The sequence below is a fragment of the Bradyrhizobium sp. genome, from assembly GCF_027307225.1.
Taxonomy (GTDB): domain Bacteria; phylum Pseudomonadota; class Alphaproteobacteria; order Rhizobiales; family Xanthobacteraceae; genus Bradyrhizobium.
This window is the reverse complement of the sequence record NZ_DAHUXJ010000039.1, coordinates 13,424-30,314: the sequence shown is the minus strand read 5'-3', so window position 1 is coordinate 30,314 and position 16,891 is coordinate 13,424. Positions and strand designations below refer to the sequence as shown.

Genomic DNA, 16,891 nt, shown 5'->3' with positions numbered 1-16,891 from the left:
GCGTGACCGCCCGTTGCTGTCATCGAGCCAGCATGGCAGCATCCCCACCGCATTCAAAGGGGCATGTATGCGCGTCTATCTCGTCGATATCCTCGCGGTCGGTTTTTTTATTCTGGAATGGGCCGTTTATGCGATCACGCTGGAGCACAGCGCCTATGGGCGCGACAGCCTTTCCGCCCGCATGCATGTCTATCGCGAGGTGTGGATCCGCCGCATGCTCGATCGCGAAGCCCGGATGCTCGACATGCAGATCATGGCCTCCTTGCAGAACGGCACCGCCTTTTTTGCCTCTACCAGCCTGCTTGCGGTTGGCGGCGCGCTAGCCCTGCTTCGCTCGACCAACGAAGCACTCGACGTGCTGAAGGCGCTTCCCATCGATATCGGTCCCTCGCCTGCGCTCTGGGAAATCAAGTGCGTCGGGCTGATCCTGATTTTCGTCTACGCCTTTTTCAAATTCGCCTGGGCCTACCGCCTGTTCAACTATGTTGCGATCCTGCTCGGCTCGACGCCGCCGGCATCGCAGCGCGACACCCCGCTGGCCGAGGCGCACGTGATCAGGACGACGCGCGTGTTCGAGTCGGCGGGACGGCATTTCAACCGTGGACAGCGGGCATTCTTTTTCGCGCTCGGCTACCTCGGCTGGTTCGTCAGCCCCTGGGTATTATTCGTGACGACCGCAGCGGTGGTCATCGTCACCTGGCGCCGGCAATTTGCCTCCACCGCCTGGCGGGCGATGGGAAGCTGAGGCGGCCCTGCAAATTTCGCGATCAGAATTTGTTGATCAGGATTTGGCTAGCGCCGAAAAAACCGTCTCGGGCGCATGCGCAATGACGGCGAGCAGCGCGCGGGCCGGGCCGCGTGGCACGCGCTTGCCTTGCTCCCAGTTGCGGATGGTCTCCACGGGAACGCCGAGCCGGCTTGCGAATTCCATCTGCGTCAGGCAGGCGCGCCGGCGGAGATCGCGCACGGCGGGCATTGTCTCAACTTCAATCGAGGCAGCTAAGGAAGCCGTGCTGACAGTTGCCCGCGACGACGCAGTCATCACAGGCGCGAGCGGAAACTCCTGCCCGTCGCGCAATTCGACGATTCGTCCGTCTGCCTTTAGCCGAAGGCGCTGCATTCTCGCCTCATCTGACCTGCATAGCGGGCTCGAAACCCAAGACCGCACAGTCCCTGAATGGTCCAAAGTGTGCGCGATCCGCGTTAAGGCTTGATTAACGATACTTTTGCCGCCCCGTTTTCGAGATGGCGGAGCGTTCGTCGGTAGAGCCCCCCGGTTTGGCAGGCGCTTCAAAGTCATCAGAGCTTCTTCTCATGCAAAGGCTTCATACGGTCCGGACCGGCTCGCCCCATCGGCGGGCCAACATCGGATCACTCTCACGTATCATGATCTGGCTGGCGGTCTTTTGGCCGGCCCTTGGCAGCCCGGCTTCGGCCGCGGCCGCCCGGGCCGGTCAATGTCCGCGGCCGGGCACGCTCGGCACGTCGCGGACGCTGGCCGTCGATGCCAGGACCACGCCACGGGTCGGGCTGAAGAGCTTTCCGCAGACGCTGCGGCTCGCAGATCACGAAGTGGTGCTCACCTTCGACGACGGGCCCTGGCCCCCGACGACGTCGCGGGTGCTCGCGGCATTGTCGCAGGAGTGCGTGCGCGCGACCTTCTTTCTGATCGGCAGATCCGCCTCGGCGCGTCCAGATCTGGTGCGCCGGATTGCGGCGGAAGGCCACAGCGTCGGCACACATACCTGGTCGCATCCCAGCCTGAAGCGGATCAAGCCGGACGCGGCGGTCGCGCAAATCGATCGCGGCATTTCGGCGGTCGAAATGGCGCTGCACGGAAAGGCAACGACACCGCCGCAGACGCCGTTTTTCCGCTTTCCGGGCTTTGAAGCGACGCCCGCGACGCTGGATCTATTGCAATCGCGCGGAATTGTCGTGTTTGGCGCGGACTTTTGGGCGAGCGACTGGAATAAAATGACGCCAAACCAGGAATTACAGTTGATCACCGGCCGGCTCGACGCCGCAGGCAGGGGAATCATCCTGTTCCACGACACCAAGGTCCAGACGGCTGCCATGATGCCCGCGTTCTTGCGCTATCTTCGTGACCACGGCTATCACGTCGTTCAGTGATCCCGGCTGAACTTGCCGGCCACCACTAAAGGTGGCGAAACATTTGTGGACGTTTGACCATTCAGGCCGCATTCACATTTCGGCATGTCAAAATGGGTATCGGTTGGGCATGGGTGACGGACGTTTTTTCATGGACGGAGCGTGGCGTGGCGTTGGGTTATCACGGCGGACCGCCGTGGCCACTCTCGCTCTCCTGGCCGGCTTTGCTACCCACCCTGCTGCCGCTGCCGAAGACTGCCCAGGCCACCCGAACGCGCTCGGAACATCACGCACGCTGGTGGTCGATCCCCGGGAACACCCCCGCATCGGCACAATGCAATATCGGGAGACGCTGCCGCTCGCCGATCACGAGGTGGTTCTCACATTCGACGACGGGCCGCTGCCTCGCAACAGCAACAAGGTCCTGGACATCCTCGCCGCCGAATGCGTGAAGGCCACCTTCTTCGCGATTGGCGACATGGCGCGGATTTATCCTGAAGGCGTGCGCAGACTGCTGGCCGAGGGCCACACCATCGGCACGCATAGCCAGGACCACCCCTTGACGATGAATCACATGCCGATCGAACGTGTGAAGCAAGAGATCGACGGCGGCATCGCCTCGGCAAAAGCAGCGCTCGGCGAGGACGCCGACAAATTGGCGCCGTTCTTCCGGATTCCTGGTCTGTTGCGCTCCGACGAGCTCGAACAATATGCGGCGGAAAAGGGAATCCAAATCTGGAGCGCGGATTTTCCCGCCGACGACTGGCGGCACATTTCCTCGCAGCGCGTCTATGACCTCGCCATCAGCCGGCTCGAGGCCAAGGGCAAAGGCATTCTGCTGCTTCATGACATCCAGGCCCGCACAGTGGCTGCGCTACCGCGGATTCTCGAAACGCTGAAACTGCGCGGCTATCGTATCGTGCATGTCGTGCCGGCGACCGCCGATCGGCCGGCCACGCCGACCGAGCCGCAGCAATGGCTGCTGCATCCATCACCCGACGCGATCGCGCAGTGGCCGCAGGTCCCGAAGTTCGTCTATGCCAAGCTCGGCGGCCTTCCCGTCCCCGCGCGATCGGACTTCGATGCCGGCGGCGAGGAGACGCCGGTGCCACACGCGGGATCTTTGTTCAGCGCGACATGGCCTGAGCCGCCGGAACTCGTGGCGGAAAATGCGGCCGTTAGCCTGGCGTCACCGGCGCCCAGCGTGTTCGAGCTCGAAGGCGGCCTTGACGTCGCCCTTCGTGGCGCCGCCCTCTCACATCTCGCACACAGAACCGCGTCGGCTGCGCCCGCCGGCGCCAAGCGACTCTCGCGGCGGGAACTTCGCCGGCTGCGGGTTGCCCGTGCCGGACACCGGGCCCGTGGTACGGCCAATGCTTCGAAGCCGAAAACGCCGACGTCTCGTCATGCTCGGGTCAAGCGGATCGTTCAGGTCAGGAAGAGAAGCGTCTGATCTTTAGTCGCTCACGAGCTTTGACACGCACAGCAGGACGATCAGCGCGAGAAACAACAGATCGATGTAGGATTTCATTTCGCCGGCGTGGCGCAGGTCGGAAACCTCGGTGACGATGAGCCTGCGCTGGGAGTTTGCGGAGTGCCCTTCTCCGGCCGCTACCTGAAGGCGGCGTGCCTCGACCTCCAGCCGCTCGATACGCTGAAAGAAAAAGAAGGAGCGCAGCGCGGAGGCGGCCCGCATCGCGGCGTACACCAGCACCATGATCGCGATGACGGCGCGCTGGTTGTACTTATCCATGGAGTTGAGGCTGTAATAGACCAGCGCCAGGAAGACGAAGTTGGAAGCAAACCGGTAGGCGTAGCTCAGGAACTTCATAGGCGTCATCCATCCGATGCAAGCATTGACACCCAGGGCGGGCAGCCCTTGGGGAATGGAACTCCACGGCCGAGCGCAAGACCTCGCAACACGGTACAGGCCATACACCGGCACCGCGACACGACCGCAATGAGGCGCCTTCTGCGAGCGCTCGAATCCTAGGGATTTACGGCATGCATTTACCCATGCCGCCTTTGTACCTTCAAGCCCGATACCGGCTTTTCCCGGCCTGAATGGATACGGCCGATTGGTTCCGGATTCCCGCGGCGGTGTTATCCGCTCTTCGAAGCAACCGTTGAAGATCAGCCCCGCCGTGAATGCTCCGTCGTCGCGCAACATGAGTGATCACGCATGCATCGCGTGGTACCGGTCCGCTGCACCGAATAGAAGTCGGACATGCGCCATCAGCGAAAGTCGCTGGTCGACCCGCTCGTGACGGTTGCTCTGATGCAAGTCAGCTAAACAGCTTTTGTCAGCGCGCCGTCGATGATGAGGTTCGTGCCGGACACGCGGCTTGCTACGGGACTTGCCAGGAACACAACGCCTGCAGCAACCTCCTTGGCTGTGCCCATCCGACCTGTCGGGTTGAGCGACATTGCCGTCTTGAACAGGTCCGGGTTCCCGCGCTCGATGTTCTGCCAGATGCCGCCTTCGAAATAGGTATTGCCCGGCGAGACCACATTGACGCGAATCCCCCTTGCGACCAGCTGGTTGCTAAGCCCCTTCGAATAGTGGATCAGCGCCGCCTTGATGGCGCCGTAGGAGCCGGCGGCAAAGTCAACCTCGAAGCCCGAGACGCTCGAGACGATGACGATCGACGCTGATCCGGATTTTTCGAGATAGGGTTTGGCCGCCGCAATCGAATTGACGGTATGCATCATATCGGTGCGGAACGATTTCTCCCAACTGTCTGGCGTATCGCCGACGGCGAGCGCGCTGACATTGCAGACGATGGTATCAATGCCGCCGAGTTCCGAGGCCGCGTCGTCGATCCAAGATTTCAAGGCCACAGGATCCGCAACTTCGACCGCCCGTCCCCACGCCTTGACGCCTTTGGCGCTGAGGGATTTCACGGCGTTGCCGACATCGTCGGCGTTGCGCGCGCAGATCGCGACATTGGCGCCCTCATCGGTAAAGAGCGTTGCGATCGCAAGCCCGATGCCCTTGCTGCCGCCCGTGACGAGTACGTTCTTTCCCTTGAGTCCGAGGTCCATGGCTGCCTCCGTCAATGGTGCGGCCGGCTTTCCGCGAAAGCCGGCCCGTTGATACCTACATCTTCGTCCAGTCGCCGGCCCCCTCGAATGCGGCGGCGGCGCGATAGATCGTCGGCTCGTCATAGTACTTGCCGACCAGCATCAGGCCGATCGGCAGCCCATTGCTCATTCCGCACGGCAGGCTCATCGCCGGATGGCCGCTGGCGTTGAAGGGTGCGGTGTTGGGAACCATCTCGAAGGCCCGCTGGATATAGAGCTCCCGCGGCGCATCGGGCGGCGGCAGCGGCGTCGCCTTCATCGGCAGGGTCGGCATCAGCAAGAGATCGTAATTTGCGAGCGCCGCATCATAGGCGGCGCGCAGCTTGCGGTTCAAGTTCTGCGCCTTGGCATAGAAATGGCCCCGATAGTGCTTGGTGAAATACTGGCCGAGCAGCATCGTGATCTTGAGGCTATCGGAAAGTTCGTCGGCGCGGTGCTTCCAGCCGGAATGAGCGTCCAATAGCGTGGTATTGTAGAGGCCACGCCAGTTGGTGCCCATGCCATTGCCCTTCATCATGAATTCAGTTGCGCCTTCTGCCGCGATCGGCAGCCAGATCGCAGGCGCCGCCAGATGGAGCGGCACGGATATCTCTTCGACGGTCGCGCCGAGCTTCTTGAACAGCTGCGCGCCGGCTCTGACGCTGGCATCGACATCCGGTTCCGAACTCGGATGCCCGAATCCCTCCTTCACAACACCGATGCGCAAGCCCTTTACGCCGCCGCCGAGCGCCTCGGTGTAGCTTGATACTTTCGGTGCGCCCTGCCGCGGGTCGAGCCCATCGGCGCCCGCCAACACCTCGAGCAGCAGCGCATTATCGCGCACGGTGCGCGTCATCGGCCCGGTGTGATCAATCGTAACTTCAATCGGCATGACGCCGGTATACGGAACGAGGCCGAAGGTGCCCTTCATCCCGTAGATGCCGCTGAAGGCGGCAGGGATGCGGATCGAGCCCCCCTGGTCGCCGCCGATTGCCATGTCGGCCTCGCCGGTCACGACCACCACCGCGCTGCCGGAGGACGAGCCACCCGCCGAATAGCCCATCTTGCGGGGATTGTGCACCGGCCCGGCCGCGCAAGTGTGGCTGCCACCGGAGAAGCAGAAATATTCGCAATGTACTTTGCCGACGATGGTGGCTCCCGCATCCAGCATGCGCGTGACGATCGTGGCGTCGATATCCGGAGTGTATCCTTCGAGCGTAGACGCCCCATTCATCATCGGCACGCCGGCGAGGCTGATATTGTCCTTCAACGCGATCTTCTTGCCGGAAAGCTTTCCGGTTGGTGCTCCCTTGATTTCCGTCTTCACATACCAGGCGTTGTACTTGTTTTCCTCGCCCTCGGGCCGATAACCCGGCGTGCGCGGATATTTGACCGGTGGCACATAGTCGGCCATCGCGTCGACGGCATCATAGGCGGCGTAGTTCGCCTGCATCAGGGCGTCATACGATTTCAGTTCCGCCTCACCCATATGCATGCCGAGATCCTCGGCAACGGAGCGGAGCTGATCGAGGGTTGGTCGTCGCACTGCCATGGCTTTTCTCCCTGTGGTCGTTTTTCGCTTGATTGGGATCAGTCCGTAATCCCGATGAACTCTCCGATGAGATTCGCATTGTGCAAATTGTCGGGTGTCACTTCCTGGGTGATCAGGCCCTTCTGGATGACGAGAATCCGCTGCGACAACGCGGAGATGAAATCAAGATTCTGCTCGACCAGGATCATGGTCATACGGGTCGTTTCCCGCAGTCGCTCCAGGGTCTCGACAATCTCGTCGATGATCGAAGGCTGAATGCCTTCGGTCGGCTCGTCGAGCAAGACCAGGCTCGGCTTGCCGCAAAGGCAACGCGCAATCGCCAGCAACTGCTGCTCGCCGCCTGACAACGCGCCGCCGAGGCGATCGAGCAAGGTCCTTAGGCGCGGGAACTCCTGTAGCACGGCCCCGATGGTTTCGCTCTCGCTGCCCCCCGATTGCTTGCTGCAGCCCATGCGCAGATTGTCGTAGACGGAAAGGCCGGGGAAAATCTCCCGTCCCTGCGGCACGTAGCCAAGCCCAAGCCGCGCACGCCGATAGGGCTCGAATGCGGTCACGTCCTGGCCGGCAAACTGTACGCGCCCGCTGCTGGCCGGCAGGAAACCCATCAGCGCGCGCAAGAGCGTCGTCTTTCCCATGCCATTGTGGCCGAGAATGCCGACGAACTCGCCTTCCTTTACCGCGAAGCCGACACCATTGAGGATCGGAATGCGGCCATAGCCCGTGCGCAACCCCTGTACGTCCAGCATCATGCGGCGGCCTGCTTGCCAAGATAGATGTCGCGCACCAGCGGATTGCGCATGATGTTTTCGATTGTATCCTCCACCAGGATGCTGCCGCGATTGAAGACCGTCACCCGCTTCGCGATCATGCGGATGAACTGCATGTCGTGCTCGACCACAATCAGTGCCTTGGTGCGATTGATCTCGCGCACGAGATCGGCCGTTTTCTGGACCTCCTCATGGGTCATGCCGGCCGCCGGCTCATCGAGCAGGATGAGCTGCGGATCGGTCGACAAGACGAGCCCGAGCTCAACCCACTGCCGCTGACCATGCGCGAGTTGTCCGACCACCCGATCCGCTGCATGCGCGAGGCCGATGCGCTCGAGCATCTCGTCGACCAGGCGCCTGGTGCGCGCGCCGGAGTGCAGACGGCTCGCCGCGAGGTGAATGTTCTCGCGCACGCTCAGGCCATCGAATACGCTCGGCACCTGGGTCTTGATGCCGATTCCGAGGCGGGCAACCTCATGCGCATGCGCCCGCGAAATATCTTGCCCGCGAAACAGCACCTGCCCATGACTTGGTTCGAGCTGCCCGGTCAGCATCTTGAAAAAGGTACTCTTGCCGGCGCCGTTGGGACCGATCAGGCAGCGCAGCTCGCCCTCGGCGAGCGTGAAGTTGACGTCGCTGACCGCCCTGACACCGCCGAAGTGCATCGAAAGACTGCGCGTCTCAAGCAGTGGCGAGGCCATCATCCTACTCCGCTTGCTGCGGCTCGAGGCCGCGTTGCTCGCGCCGACGCCGTCCGCGCAGGACGAATGCAGCGACGTCGGCAGCCGTCGGCACCAGACCCCTCGGCACCAGCAGCACGAAGGCGATGAGGATAACGCCGAGGATCAGCGGCGCGTTGGCAAAGATCTTCGACCACAGGTCGGAGCCTCCACTGGGCTGGTTCGCACCAAGCGCGGCGCTCAGCCATTGTATACCGATGCAGCCGATCACCGGGCCGATCAGCGTTCCGCGCCCGCCGACAATGACCCAGATGATGATCTGCGCCGATTGCGCCAGTCCGAAGATGGTGGGGCTGACAAACGCGCCCCAATTTGCGAACAGGCAGCCGGCAAAGCCCGCCAGCGCGCCGCCAATTGTAAAGGTGGCGAGCTTGTAGGCACGCGGATCATATCCGAGCAGTTCCGCACGCCGTTCATTTTCGCGAATGCCTACGATGATGCGCCCGAACTGGCTCGCGAGCAGCAGCCGCAACCCGAAGTAGGTCAAGAGAAGTGAGCCGGTCGAGAGATAGAACATTCCCTCGAGATCGACTGCGGCGCCCTTATTGAAAGGCCAATTCAGCGGCGGGATACCGGGGATGCCATTGAACCCGCCGAGCCGCGCAGCTCCGATATGGAATTCCGGGCCCGCCGTGGAGTTGACCGAATTGAACAGGATCAGGGTCACCGTCAGCGTAATGACGCCCAGATAGACGTCGCTGATCCGGCCATAAAACATGAAGTAGCCGAGAAGCGCGGCGAACGCGGCCGGCAGGATTACCGCGAGAACGACGGGAAGCGTGCTCTCACCCATATTGAACATCGCGATCGCATAGGTGTAGGCGCCAAGTCCGAAGAACGCCGACTGGCCAAAGCAAAGAATGCCGCCGTAGCCCCAGACCAAGGCGAGACTAAGCGCCAGAATGGCCATGATCATATAGACCGTCAGTTCGAGCACGGTATCGAGGTCGGCGAAGTGCGGCGTGAAGAACATGAAGATGAGGCCGACAACGCCGACCAGAACAAGACCTAGAAGATTGAGGTTCCGACCGCTCACAGGCTTCTCCTGAAGAAGCGGCCGGTGATGCCCTGCGGCAATACCCGGATCAGGATGACCGCGGCACCCAGCAAGGCAACTTCGCCGAACACGGGCGTCGTCACGAAGGTGGCGATCTGATTGATCGTCCCGAACAACACGGCGGCCGAAACTGTGCCGCTTAGAATAGCGGCACCACCTCCGATCACGGTGATGAAGGCTTTGGCGATATAGGCAACGCCGATGGTGGGAAAGACGCCAGACACTGGCGCCAGCACCGCGCCGGCGAGACCGGACAAGGCTGCGCCGATCCCGAAGGTGATGGCGTAGACGCGCGGCGGGTTGACGCCGAGCGCTGCAGCCATATTGGCATTCTGCATCGTGCCGCGCGCAATCAAGCCGAGGCGGGTCCAGCGCAGGCCGGCAAAGATCGTTCCCAGCACGACCACCGATATCCCGATCACGAACAGCGTATAGGCGCTCGTGCGATAGGCGCCGATTTCGATACTGCCGAGCGGCGCAGAGATGCCGACAGTCGTGTTGCCGAAGATCGCCGTCGTCAGCCCGACCAGGAACAGGCTCAGCCCCCAGGTCGCAAGCATGGTATCGATCATGCGGCCGTAGAGAAAACGGATAATCGTGCGCTCGACGACGATACCGATAACACCGACAACGATGGGCGCCACGATCAGCATCGAAATCCAGATGCTGATTCCGTGGGAGGTTGCGACAATGGCGGCGTAGCCTCCGAGCATCAGGAATTCGCCGTGCGCCAGGTTGATGACCCGCATCATGCCAAAGATGATCGCCAGCCCGACGCTGATCAACGCCAGGCTGGCGACGGCATAGAGGACCTGGATCGCCAGAAGAACAAAGAGATCCACGATCACCTTCCCTGTTACTCGGTCCTCGCCCGGACCTGACGGTTCTTGCCGGCCTTCAGATCTTGATCACATATTGCTGGTTGTCGTTTGGATTCTTGATGAGATTGCAGACTGCCGCGGTGTCCGTCGGTCTTTGCTGCGGAAAGTCCTCGAGCACATTGAGCTTCTTGTTTTTGACCTCGGCGATGTGAACATCGAGGATGCAATGGTGCGTTGGCGGATCGATGGTGACCTTACCGGAAGGCGCATCGATGCTGATTCCCGTCTCCAGCGCCTCGATCACCTTCATGCGGTCGATGCTGCCGGCCTTTTTCACGCCTTCCGCCCACAACCGGAACCCTTGATAAGTACCCATCGCAAGCTCGGTGATATTCGGATAGTCGGCGCCGAACCGCTTGTGGAAACTTGCCACGAACGCCTGGTTCACCGGGTTTTTCAGGTCCTGGAAATAGTTGTAGCAGATCAGCATGCCGTTGCATTCGTCCGGCGAAAGCACGATGTGCTCGTTGCCGACGGCAAACGTGGTCGAGGCCATCGGAATGCTCGCATGCATGCCGGCCGCTGCCCACTGCCGATAGAATGAGATATGTGCGCCGCCGACCAGCGCCGACCAGACGAAGTCGGGCTTTGCCGCCTGGATCTTGGAGATGGTCGAACCGAAATTCGTGACGTCCAGCGGGAAGAAGTCGATCGAGGACACTTCGCCGCCGTTTTGCAGCACATATTTCTTCACCCATTGCGAGGTGATCTGGCCGTAATTGTAGTCGGCGGCGATCACGTAGACCTTCTTGCCCCATTTTTTCATGGCATAGGGTACGAGCTTCTCGACGGTCTGTGCCGGGGTCACGCCAGTGTCGAATTGATCGCGGTCGCAGACCCCACCTTCATATTGCGTGTTGTAGAAATAGAGCGTCTTGAAGCGGTCGAGCACCGGACGGATCACCTCGCGCGAAGCAGACGTGATGCCGCCGTGCACGACAGCGACCTTGTCCTTCAGCGCCGCCTGCTGGGCGAACTGGGTGTAAAGCTGCATGTTCGACTGTGGATCGTAGCTGATGAGCTTGATCTGCCGTCCCAGCAGCCCGCCGGCGGCGTTGGCCTCCTCTACCGCGAGCGTGAGGGCATCGACCATCGGCTTGCCGTAGATGTCGAGCCCGCCCGAAAGATCGTGAATGCTGGCTACCTTGATCTCATCCGCTGCAAATGCAGGGGAGGAGATGACGCCTGCTGCGGCGACGGCACCGCTGCTCTGCAAGAACGTTCTGCGACTGATACTCATTTGACCCCACTCCTTGTTGCAAGCCTCGTTACACCAGGTATTTCTTCAGGATTGACGCGCCGATCGTGTATTTCGGATCGACCATGTTGCCGAGACGGATGCGTCCGGCCTGACTGAGCAGCATGTAGGCGTCGATCTCGTCGAAGCCGTAGTCGGCGCTCATCCAGCGCACCAGTTCGCGGTAGGCGATGCGCGCCGCATCTTCCAGTGGCCGGGCGCTGCCGATCGTCATCAGGAAATGCTCGGTCTCGAGACGAGGCCAGGCGAAGGTCCAATCCTTGATCACATCGACTTGCAGCGTCACCGTGGCACGTTGTTCTATGGCCACGCCCGAGAGTTCGCCGTCGCCTTGCGCGGCATGACAATCGCCGACATAGAGCAATCCGCCTTGAACATGGACCGGGAAATAGAGGATTGCGCCCGGCGCAACGTCGGGCAGGTCCATGTTGCCTCCGTGATAATCCGGCTGCAGCGACGAGATCGCCTCGATCTCCGGCGAGATTCCGATGGTGCCGATGAAGGGCTGATAGGGCAGCGTGATCTTGTCGTTCCAGCGCACGCCACTTTTGTCGACATGCACCTTCGTCACCCGCTCCGGGAGGGGCGGATTGAGCATCGCGGTTGACGCGGTACCGACCAGTCCGCCGAACTCCGGAATGATGCAGGTGGTGCCGGCAGGCTGCTCGCCCCGGGTCTCGACCGCGTGGATACGGACCGCCAGGCAATCGCCTTTGCCGATCCCCCTCATCGCGATCGGGCCACATTGCGGATTGAGATAGGGAAATTTCAGTTTTGCAGTCGGGCTATCCTGCTCGCTCGTGATCACCCCGCCGAAGGCGTCCTCCGTCTCTACCACGACCACATCGCCGGGATCGACGGTCAGCACCGGCGCGGCATAGGGTCCGTAGACGTAATGGAATCCGCCTTGACCTGCGATCGAGAGTTCGTGGCGTTGCCGAGGTTCGCCCCTGGCAACGGCGCGCTTGGCCATGATGGAACTGCTTTGCCAGAGGTCGCCGGTCATCGCGAGTTACTCGATCGAGATATAAGGATCATACCTTGTGTCCTAGTTGAGCTTCCAGTCGCCGGCCGCTTCGATGGCCGAGGCCAGCCGGGTCAACGTGGCTTCCTCGAAATGCCGCCCGATCAGCATCAGGCCGACCGGAAGTCCGTTGACACGCCCGCATGGCACCGTGAAGGCAGGATGGCCGGAAACATCGAAGGAGCAGGTGTTGGCCTGCATGTTGAGCGCGGTATCGATCACGGTGTTGAGCGGCGCATCGGGAGGCGGAATCGGCGTCGCCGTGAACGGGATGGTCGGCATCACCAGTGCGTCGAACTGCTGCAGCGCTTCGTCATACGCACGGCGCAGCAGCACACGCAGGTTTTGCGCCTTCGAGTGATAGCGTCCGTGATAGTTGCGATGCATGTATTCGCCAAGCATCAGGACCAACTTCACCGTCGGTGAGACATCGTTGATGCGCGTTCCCATGCCGCGCGCCAGCGCTTCCTGCATCGAGAGCGGATAATAGCCCTGAACGTTGCTGCCGACCCCATATCCCTTGAGCATCATCTCGGCCGCCCCTTCGAGGATGATCCCACTCCAGACATGCGGTCCGTCGAGGTGCCAGGGCACGGAAACCTCCGCGCTTTCGATACCTGCCTTCGCCAGCCGGCCAATCGCCTGCTTCACGGTCTCGCTCACTGCAGGGTCGCTTTCGGGATGGCCGAATCCTTCGCGCAAAATCCCGATGCGCAGGCCTCGCGCCGGTTGTGCCAACGCGCCCATATAGTCGCCGGTGCGCGCCGCAATGGTCCTCGTGTCCCAGCCGTCATGACCGGCAATGACGGTCAAAAGGCGCGCGACATCTTCCACGGAGGCACATATCGGGCCGCAATGATCGACAGAGTAGCTAATCGGCATCGATCCCGTGGTAGGTACCAGTCCCCAGGTTGGCTTCAGGCCATAGACCCCACACCAACTCGAGGGCGTGCGGATCGAACCACCCTGGTCACCGCCGAGCGCCATCGGCACCTCTCCTGCGGCCACCAGCGCCGCACTTCCGCCGGAAGAGCCGCCCGCTGAGTGCGACGGACTATTCGGATTGCGGATAACCCCGCTCGCGCAGGTGTGACTGGCGCCCGAGAAGCACAGGTCCTCGCAGGCCGCCTTGCCCGCGATGGTGCCGCCGGCGTCCAGAATTCGCGTCACAACCGTAGCGTCGATCTCCGGCACATACCCTTCGAGAAGTGCCGAGCCGTTCATCATCGGGACGCCGGCGACGCAGATATTGTCCTTGATCGCGACTTTCTTGCCGCTCAACAATCCTTCGCTGCCGCTCTTGATATTCGTTTTCCAGTACCAGGCGCCAAAGGGATTTTCCGACGGTGGCGGCCGATAGCCCGGCGAGCGCGGCGCGACGGGCGCTAGAGCCGGCGGCACCAGTTCTTCCAGACGCCCATACGATGCCAGCGGTCCCTTGAAAGCCTGCTGAAACGCGGCGATTTCGTCGGCGGTAAGGACGAGACCGAAATCCGATCCGATGTCGTCAATCTGTTCGAGAGTCGGGAGACGAACTGACATACTTCAACCCATTCATTCGGCAGAAAGACGGACAAAGCCACCCGTGGCCTGCGAGGGCCCCGAATGGCTTCTATGCCGAGCTATCGATGTTCGCGTGCGTCCTACGTTGCAGAGCAAAAAGCGCGAGTCGTCACTCAGACGTCGTCGGCTGGCGAGAACTCTTTCGCAATGCACGTATTTACCTGGGGATGAATTGTGACTTAGTCTTCGCAGGCTTGTCAATTGCGGCAACGACCTTTTTGATCCGGCACCGCACAATTGAAGTGCGCATGCTACGCGGCTGACGGCAGGTGACAGACTTGTCAATGTTGCGCGGAACGGCGTCGCGCAATCGATCGGGCCTCCTTGATGACCAAGCCATCCATTCCGCTCGGCCTCGTATTTTCCGGATCCGGCCCCTACGCAATGATGGGGCGCGAGATGGAGAAGAGCGCCCTGATGGCCATCGACGAAGTCAATCAGAGCGAAGAATTCGATTTCACCCTCACACCGCATCTGCGCGATCCGGGCGGCATTGTGCCCGCCTATCACGAAGCGTGCGACGATCTCATCCGCAACCGGAAGGTCGAACACATCGTTGGGTGCTATACGTCGGCTTCCCGCAAGCAGGTCATTCCGATCGTCGAGCGCACCGAGCGCCTGCTCTGGCACCCGGCGAGATACGAGGGGTTCGAAAGCAGCGAGAACGTCATCTATGTCGGCGCCGCCCCGAACCACACGGTGGTGCCGCTTGTCAGGCACATGCTCGAGCACGTCGCCAGTGACGTATTCTGCGTCGGCTCCAACTATGTCTGGACCTGGGAAACCAACCGGGTGCTGCGTGAAATCGTCTCCAGCGCCGGCGGAAGGATTCTTGCGGAGCGCCTGCTGGGCCTCGGCGAGACAGTGGTGGATCACATCGTCAAGGAGATCATCGGCCGCAAGCCGCCGGCGATCCTCAACACGCTCGTCGGCGAGTCGAGCTACGTATTCATGCGCGCCTTGCACGAAGCGTCGGTGCGCGCCGGTATCTCTATCCCAACGCTGAGCTGCAGCCTGTGCGAGCCGGAGCTGAAGATGATCGGCTCGTCAGCTTCCATCGGCTGCATCGCCTCCTCGGCCTATTTTGAGAGCATCGACAGCCTGGAAAATCGCAATTTCGTGGCGCGCTGGAAGGATCGTCACGGCGCCGGGAGTCATGTGTCCGTGGACGGTCAATCAACCTATGTCTGCGTGATGCTGCTTGCACGCGCCATTCGCCGCGCCGGATCCGCCGATGTCGTGGCTGTCCGGCGTGCCGCCGCCAATTACCGCTACGATTCGCCACAGGGTCCGGTCTGGGTCGACCCTGACAACAACCATTGCTTTCTGACGCCACGGCTCGCCCGTTCCGTGCCAGGCTGCCAGTTCAGGATATTCTGGGAGTCAGAAGCGCCCGAGCGACCCGACCCATATCTGTCTAACCTCGATTTGGCCGCAATCGGCGCGAAGCTGGACAAGACAGCAGATGCCGTCGGCAGGCGCCCGAACTACCTCCGTGTCGTGAAATGATGAAACCATCACCATTCACTGTGCGTGGCCGACATGCTCTCCTCATTATGAGGGACGAGCGCGAAATCTCGATCGTGCGCCGGCAGTTCAACCGTTTGGGTATGACGGTGACAGAAACCGATCCGGATCAACCGATTGATCCGAAGCTCGCCGCCGATGTCATCGTTCTCGATGCCGACAGCATCTCGATCAAATCCGACGCGACGTCAGCGAAGGCCAATGTGCCGGTGATCGCTCTGATCGGTACCGAGACGCCCAGCCGGCTGAAATGGCTTCTCGAGCTCAGACCCGCGTCCTTTCTCATCAAGCCTCTGCGGTCAGCGGGCCTTTATACTGCGCTGGTGGTCGCGTTCGATTGCGCGCAGCGACGAAGCGAGGAATCCGCCCGCATCGAAAAGCTGGAGGACCGCATTCGCTCGCGGCGCATAGTGTTCGCCGCCGTGCTCCGGCTGATGCACAGTCACGCGCTGTCGGAGGAAGACGCGTTCAACTTGATACGACAGACGGCGATGCGACATCGCACGACCATCGAACTCTTGAGTGCAGAAATAATCGCGCTCGGCGGCATGCCGAACCGTGGCAGCCGGACGGCTTGAGGCGAGACCGCTAGCAGAGGTCACCGATCCGCTGCACGCCGGCTTGATGCATCGCACTCCAGGCGGACGTGAGCGAGCCAGCGAGATCGATCGCCCGGCAGCCGGATTCGACCACAGCTGTCTCAAACCCCAGCCGGCGCGCGTCGACCGCGGAATAGTGGACGCAATAGTCCGTAGCGAGCCCGACCAGGAAGAGACGTTGCAGGCTGCGGTCGCGCAAATAACCCGCCAAGCCCGTCGGGGTGCGCCGATCGTTCTCGTAAAAGGCCGAATAGGAATCGATCTCGCCGCGGAACCCCTTCCGGATCACGAGCTCCGCACGCTCCGTCGCCAGTTGCGGATGGAACGCCGCCCCGCTCGTGCCCTGGACGCAGTGATCAGGCCACAGTGTCTGCTCGCCATACGACATCGTGACGGCTTGGAATGGAGCCGAGCCGGGATGAGCGGTCGCAAATGAGCTGTGACCAGCCGGATGCCAGTCTTGCGTCAGCACCACATGATTGAAACGCCCGGAAAGCCGATTGATAACCGGCACGACGGCATCGCCATCACCGACCGCTAGCGAGCCACCCGGGCAGAAATCATTCTGCACATCGATCACGAGCAGCAAATCATCGTCAGGTCGGATCTGCATTCCTCAACCTCTTCAACCTCTTCCAGAACTGCCCATCCATTTAGCGCAAATCGAGGCCCGGCGTTAGTCGCATCGGGAGGTTTAGGCTGCGGCCAGCCGCTCTCGCCAGATGAGTTTCGCCGCCGCAAAGATATGGAT

The 16,891-nt window shown here is 61.5% G+C and carries 17 protein-coding genes; 5 read left to right on the top strand and 12 right to left on the bottom strand.

All coding sequences use genetic code 11. The features are described 5' to 3' along the window. Positions 1–67: 67 nt before the first annotated feature. The gene (locus tag M6D32_RS06590; RefSeq protein WP_298254567.1) at positions 68–745 is read left to right on the top strand and encodes a DUF599 domain-containing protein; all 678 of its coding nucleotides are present in this window, start codon (positions 68–70) and stop codon (positions 743–745) included. A 36-nt stretch (positions 746–781) separates the two neighbouring features. Here M6D32_RS06590 and M6D32_RS06585 read toward each other — a convergent pair whose 3' ends face one another. Next, positions 782–1,120, bottom strand: a complete 339-nt coding sequence (locus tag M6D32_RS06585; RefSeq protein ID WP_298254562.1) for a helix-turn-helix domain-containing protein — start codon at positions 1,118–1,120, stop codon at positions 782–784. Positions 1,121–1,386: 266 nt separating this feature from the next. Between M6D32_RS06585 and M6D32_RS06580 the strand changes: the two genes are divergently transcribed. Continuing rightward, a complete protein-coding gene (locus M6D32_RS06580; protein ID WP_298254566.1) occupies positions 1,387–2,130 on the top strand; it encodes a polysaccharide deacetylase family protein in 744 nt (247 codons plus the stop codon). Positions 2,131–2,260: 130 nt separating this feature from the next. Beyond that, entirely contained in the window at positions 2,261–3,562 is a 1,302-nt protein-coding gene (locus M6D32_RS06575; protein ID WP_298254565.1) for a polysaccharide deacetylase family protein, read from the top strand. Between the two features lie 3 nt (positions 3,563–3,565). On the opposite strand, the gene M6D32_RS06570 is transcribed toward M6D32_RS06575, so the two are convergent. The 10 genes from M6D32_RS06570 to M6D32_RS06525 all read right to left on the bottom strand — a co-directional run bounded on the left by M6D32_RS06570 (position 3,566) and on the right by M6D32_RS06525 (position 13,993). After that, on the bottom strand, positions 3,566–3,940 hold the full coding sequence (locus M6D32_RS06570; protein ID WP_298254564.1) for a hypothetical protein: 375 nt from the start codon (positions 3,938–3,940) through the stop codon (positions 3,566–3,568). Positions 3,941–4,398: 458 nt separating this feature from the next. Then, the gene (locus tag M6D32_RS06565) at positions 4,399–5,154 is read right to left on the bottom strand and encodes an SDR family oxidoreductase (protein ID WP_298254560.1); all 756 of its coding nucleotides are present in this window, start codon (positions 5,152–5,154) and stop codon (positions 4,399–4,401) included. 55 nt (positions 5,155–5,209) lie between these two features. Beyond that, a complete protein-coding gene (locus M6D32_RS06560; protein WP_298254558.1) occupies positions 5,210–6,724 on the bottom strand; it encodes an amidase in 1,515 nt (504 codons plus the stop codon). A gap of 38 nt (positions 6,725–6,762) precedes the next feature. Continuing rightward, positions 6,763–7,473: an ABC transporter ATP-binding protein gene (locus tag M6D32_RS06555; protein ID WP_298254556.1), complete on the bottom strand. Its 711-nt coding sequence runs from the start codon at positions 7,471–7,473 to the stop codon at positions 6,763–6,765. After that, positions 7,470–8,192 carry an ATP-binding cassette domain-containing protein gene (locus M6D32_RS06550; RefSeq protein ID WP_298254554.1) on the bottom strand — a complete coding sequence of 241 codons (723 nt, stop codon included), beginning with the start codon at positions 8,190–8,192 and terminating at the stop codon, positions 7,470–7,472. The genes M6D32_RS06555 and M6D32_RS06550 overlap by 4 nt, the downstream gene beginning before the upstream one ends. A gap of 4 nt (positions 8,193–8,196) precedes the next feature. Then, a complete protein-coding gene (locus tag M6D32_RS06545) occupies positions 8,197–9,267 on the bottom strand; it encodes a branched-chain amino acid ABC transporter permease (protein ID WP_298254552.1) in 1,071 nt (356 codons plus the stop codon). Then, on the bottom strand, positions 9,264–10,130 hold the full coding sequence (locus tag M6D32_RS06540) for a branched-chain amino acid ABC transporter permease (RefSeq protein WP_298254550.1): 867 nt from the start codon (positions 10,128–10,130) through the stop codon (positions 9,264–9,266). The genes M6D32_RS06545 and M6D32_RS06540 overlap by 4 nt, the downstream gene beginning before the upstream one ends. A gap of 55 nt (positions 10,131–10,185) precedes the next feature. Then, a complete protein-coding gene (locus M6D32_RS06535) occupies positions 10,186–11,409 on the bottom strand; it encodes a transporter substrate-binding protein (protein WP_298254549.1) in 1,224 nt (407 codons plus the stop codon). A gap of 28 nt (positions 11,410–11,437) precedes the next feature. Continuing rightward, positions 11,438–12,433, bottom strand: coding sequence for an acetamidase/formamidase family protein (locus M6D32_RS06530; protein WP_298254546.1), 996 nt, complete (start codon positions 12,431–12,433; stop codon positions 11,438–11,440). Positions 12,434–12,475: 42 nt separating this feature from the next. Beyond that, positions 12,476–13,993, bottom strand: coding sequence for an amidase (locus tag M6D32_RS06525; protein WP_298254544.1), 1,518 nt, complete (start codon positions 13,991–13,993; stop codon positions 12,476–12,478). Between the two features lie 348 nt (positions 13,994–14,341). Between M6D32_RS06525 and M6D32_RS06520 the strand changes: the two genes are divergently transcribed. Further along, positions 14,342–15,523, top strand: a complete 1,182-nt coding sequence (locus M6D32_RS06520) for a transporter substrate-binding domain-containing protein (RefSeq protein ID WP_298254542.1) — start codon at positions 14,342–14,344, stop codon at positions 15,521–15,523. Then, positions 15,520–16,119 (top strand): ANTAR domain-containing protein, encoded by a 600-nt coding sequence (locus M6D32_RS06515; protein ID WP_366145823.1) that lies wholly within the window; start codon positions 15,520–15,522, stop codon positions 16,117–16,119. The genes M6D32_RS06520 and M6D32_RS06515 overlap by 4 nt, the downstream gene beginning before the upstream one ends. A 10-nt stretch (positions 16,120–16,129) precedes the next feature. On the opposite strand, the gene pncA is transcribed toward M6D32_RS06515, so the two are convergent. Then, positions 16,130–16,753 carry a bifunctional nicotinamidase/pyrazinamidase gene (pncA, locus tag M6D32_RS06510; protein ID WP_298254540.1) on the bottom strand — a complete coding sequence of 208 codons (624 nt, stop codon included), beginning with the start codon at positions 16,751–16,753 and terminating at the stop codon, positions 16,130–16,132. Positions 16,754–16,891 lie beyond the last annotated feature (138 nt).

Excerpts from the sequence above, each read along its gene's own strand:
- M6D32_RS06585 (WP_298254562.1), bottom strand. The coding sequence starts at position 1,120 with ATGCAGCGCCTTCGGCTAAAGGCAGACGGACGAATCGTCGAATTGCGC.
- M6D32_RS06560 (WP_298254558.1), bottom strand. The coding sequence starts at position 6,724 with ATGGCAGTGCGACGACCAACCCTCGATCAGCTCCGCTCCGTTGCCGAG.
- M6D32_RS06570 (WP_298254564.1), bottom strand. The coding sequence starts at position 3,940 with ATGAAGTTCCTGAGCTACGCCTACCGGTTTGCTTCCAACTTCGTCTTC.
- M6D32_RS06550 (WP_298254554.1), bottom strand. The coding sequence starts at position 8,192 with ATGGCCTCGCCACTGCTTGAGACGCGCAGTCTTTCGATGCACTTCGGC.
- M6D32_RS06580 (WP_298254566.1), top strand. The coding sequence starts at position 1,387 with ATGATCTGGCTGGCGGTCTTTTGGCCGGCCCTTGGCAGCCCGGCTTCG.
- M6D32_RS06590 (WP_298254567.1), top strand. The coding sequence starts at position 68 with ATGCGCGTCTATCTCGTCGATATCCTCGCGGTCGGTTTTTTTATTCTG.
- M6D32_RS06565 (WP_298254560.1), bottom strand. The coding sequence starts at position 5,154 with ATGGACCTCGGACTCAAGGGAAAGAACGTACTCGTCACGGGCGGCAGC.
- M6D32_RS06525 (WP_298254544.1), bottom strand. The coding sequence starts at position 13,993 with ATGTCAGTTCGTCTCCCGACTCTCGAACAGATTGACGACATCGGATCG.
- M6D32_RS06575 (WP_298254565.1), top strand. The coding sequence starts at position 2,261 with ATGGACGGAGCGTGGCGTGGCGTTGGGTTATCACGGCGGACCGCCGTG.
- M6D32_RS06515 (WP_366145823.1), top strand. The coding sequence starts at position 15,520 with ATGATGAAACCATCACCATTCACTGTGCGTGGCCGACATGCTCTCCTC.
- M6D32_RS06530 (WP_298254546.1), bottom strand. The coding sequence starts at position 12,433 with ATGACCGGCGACCTCTGGCAAAGCAGTTCCATCATGGCCAAGCGCGCC.
- M6D32_RS06555 (WP_298254556.1), bottom strand. The coding sequence starts at position 7,473 with ATGATGCTGGACGTACAGGGGTTGCGCACGGGCTATGGCCGCATTCCG.
- M6D32_RS06520 (WP_298254542.1), top strand. The coding sequence starts at position 14,342 with ATGACCAAGCCATCCATTCCGCTCGGCCTCGTATTTTCCGGATCCGGC.
- pncA (WP_298254540.1), bottom strand. The coding sequence starts at position 16,753 with ATGCAGATCCGACCTGACGATGATTTGCTGCTCGTGATCGATGTGCAG.
- M6D32_RS06535 (WP_298254549.1), bottom strand. The coding sequence starts at position 11,409 with ATGAGTATCAGTCGCAGAACGTTCTTGCAGAGCAGCGGTGCCGTCGCC.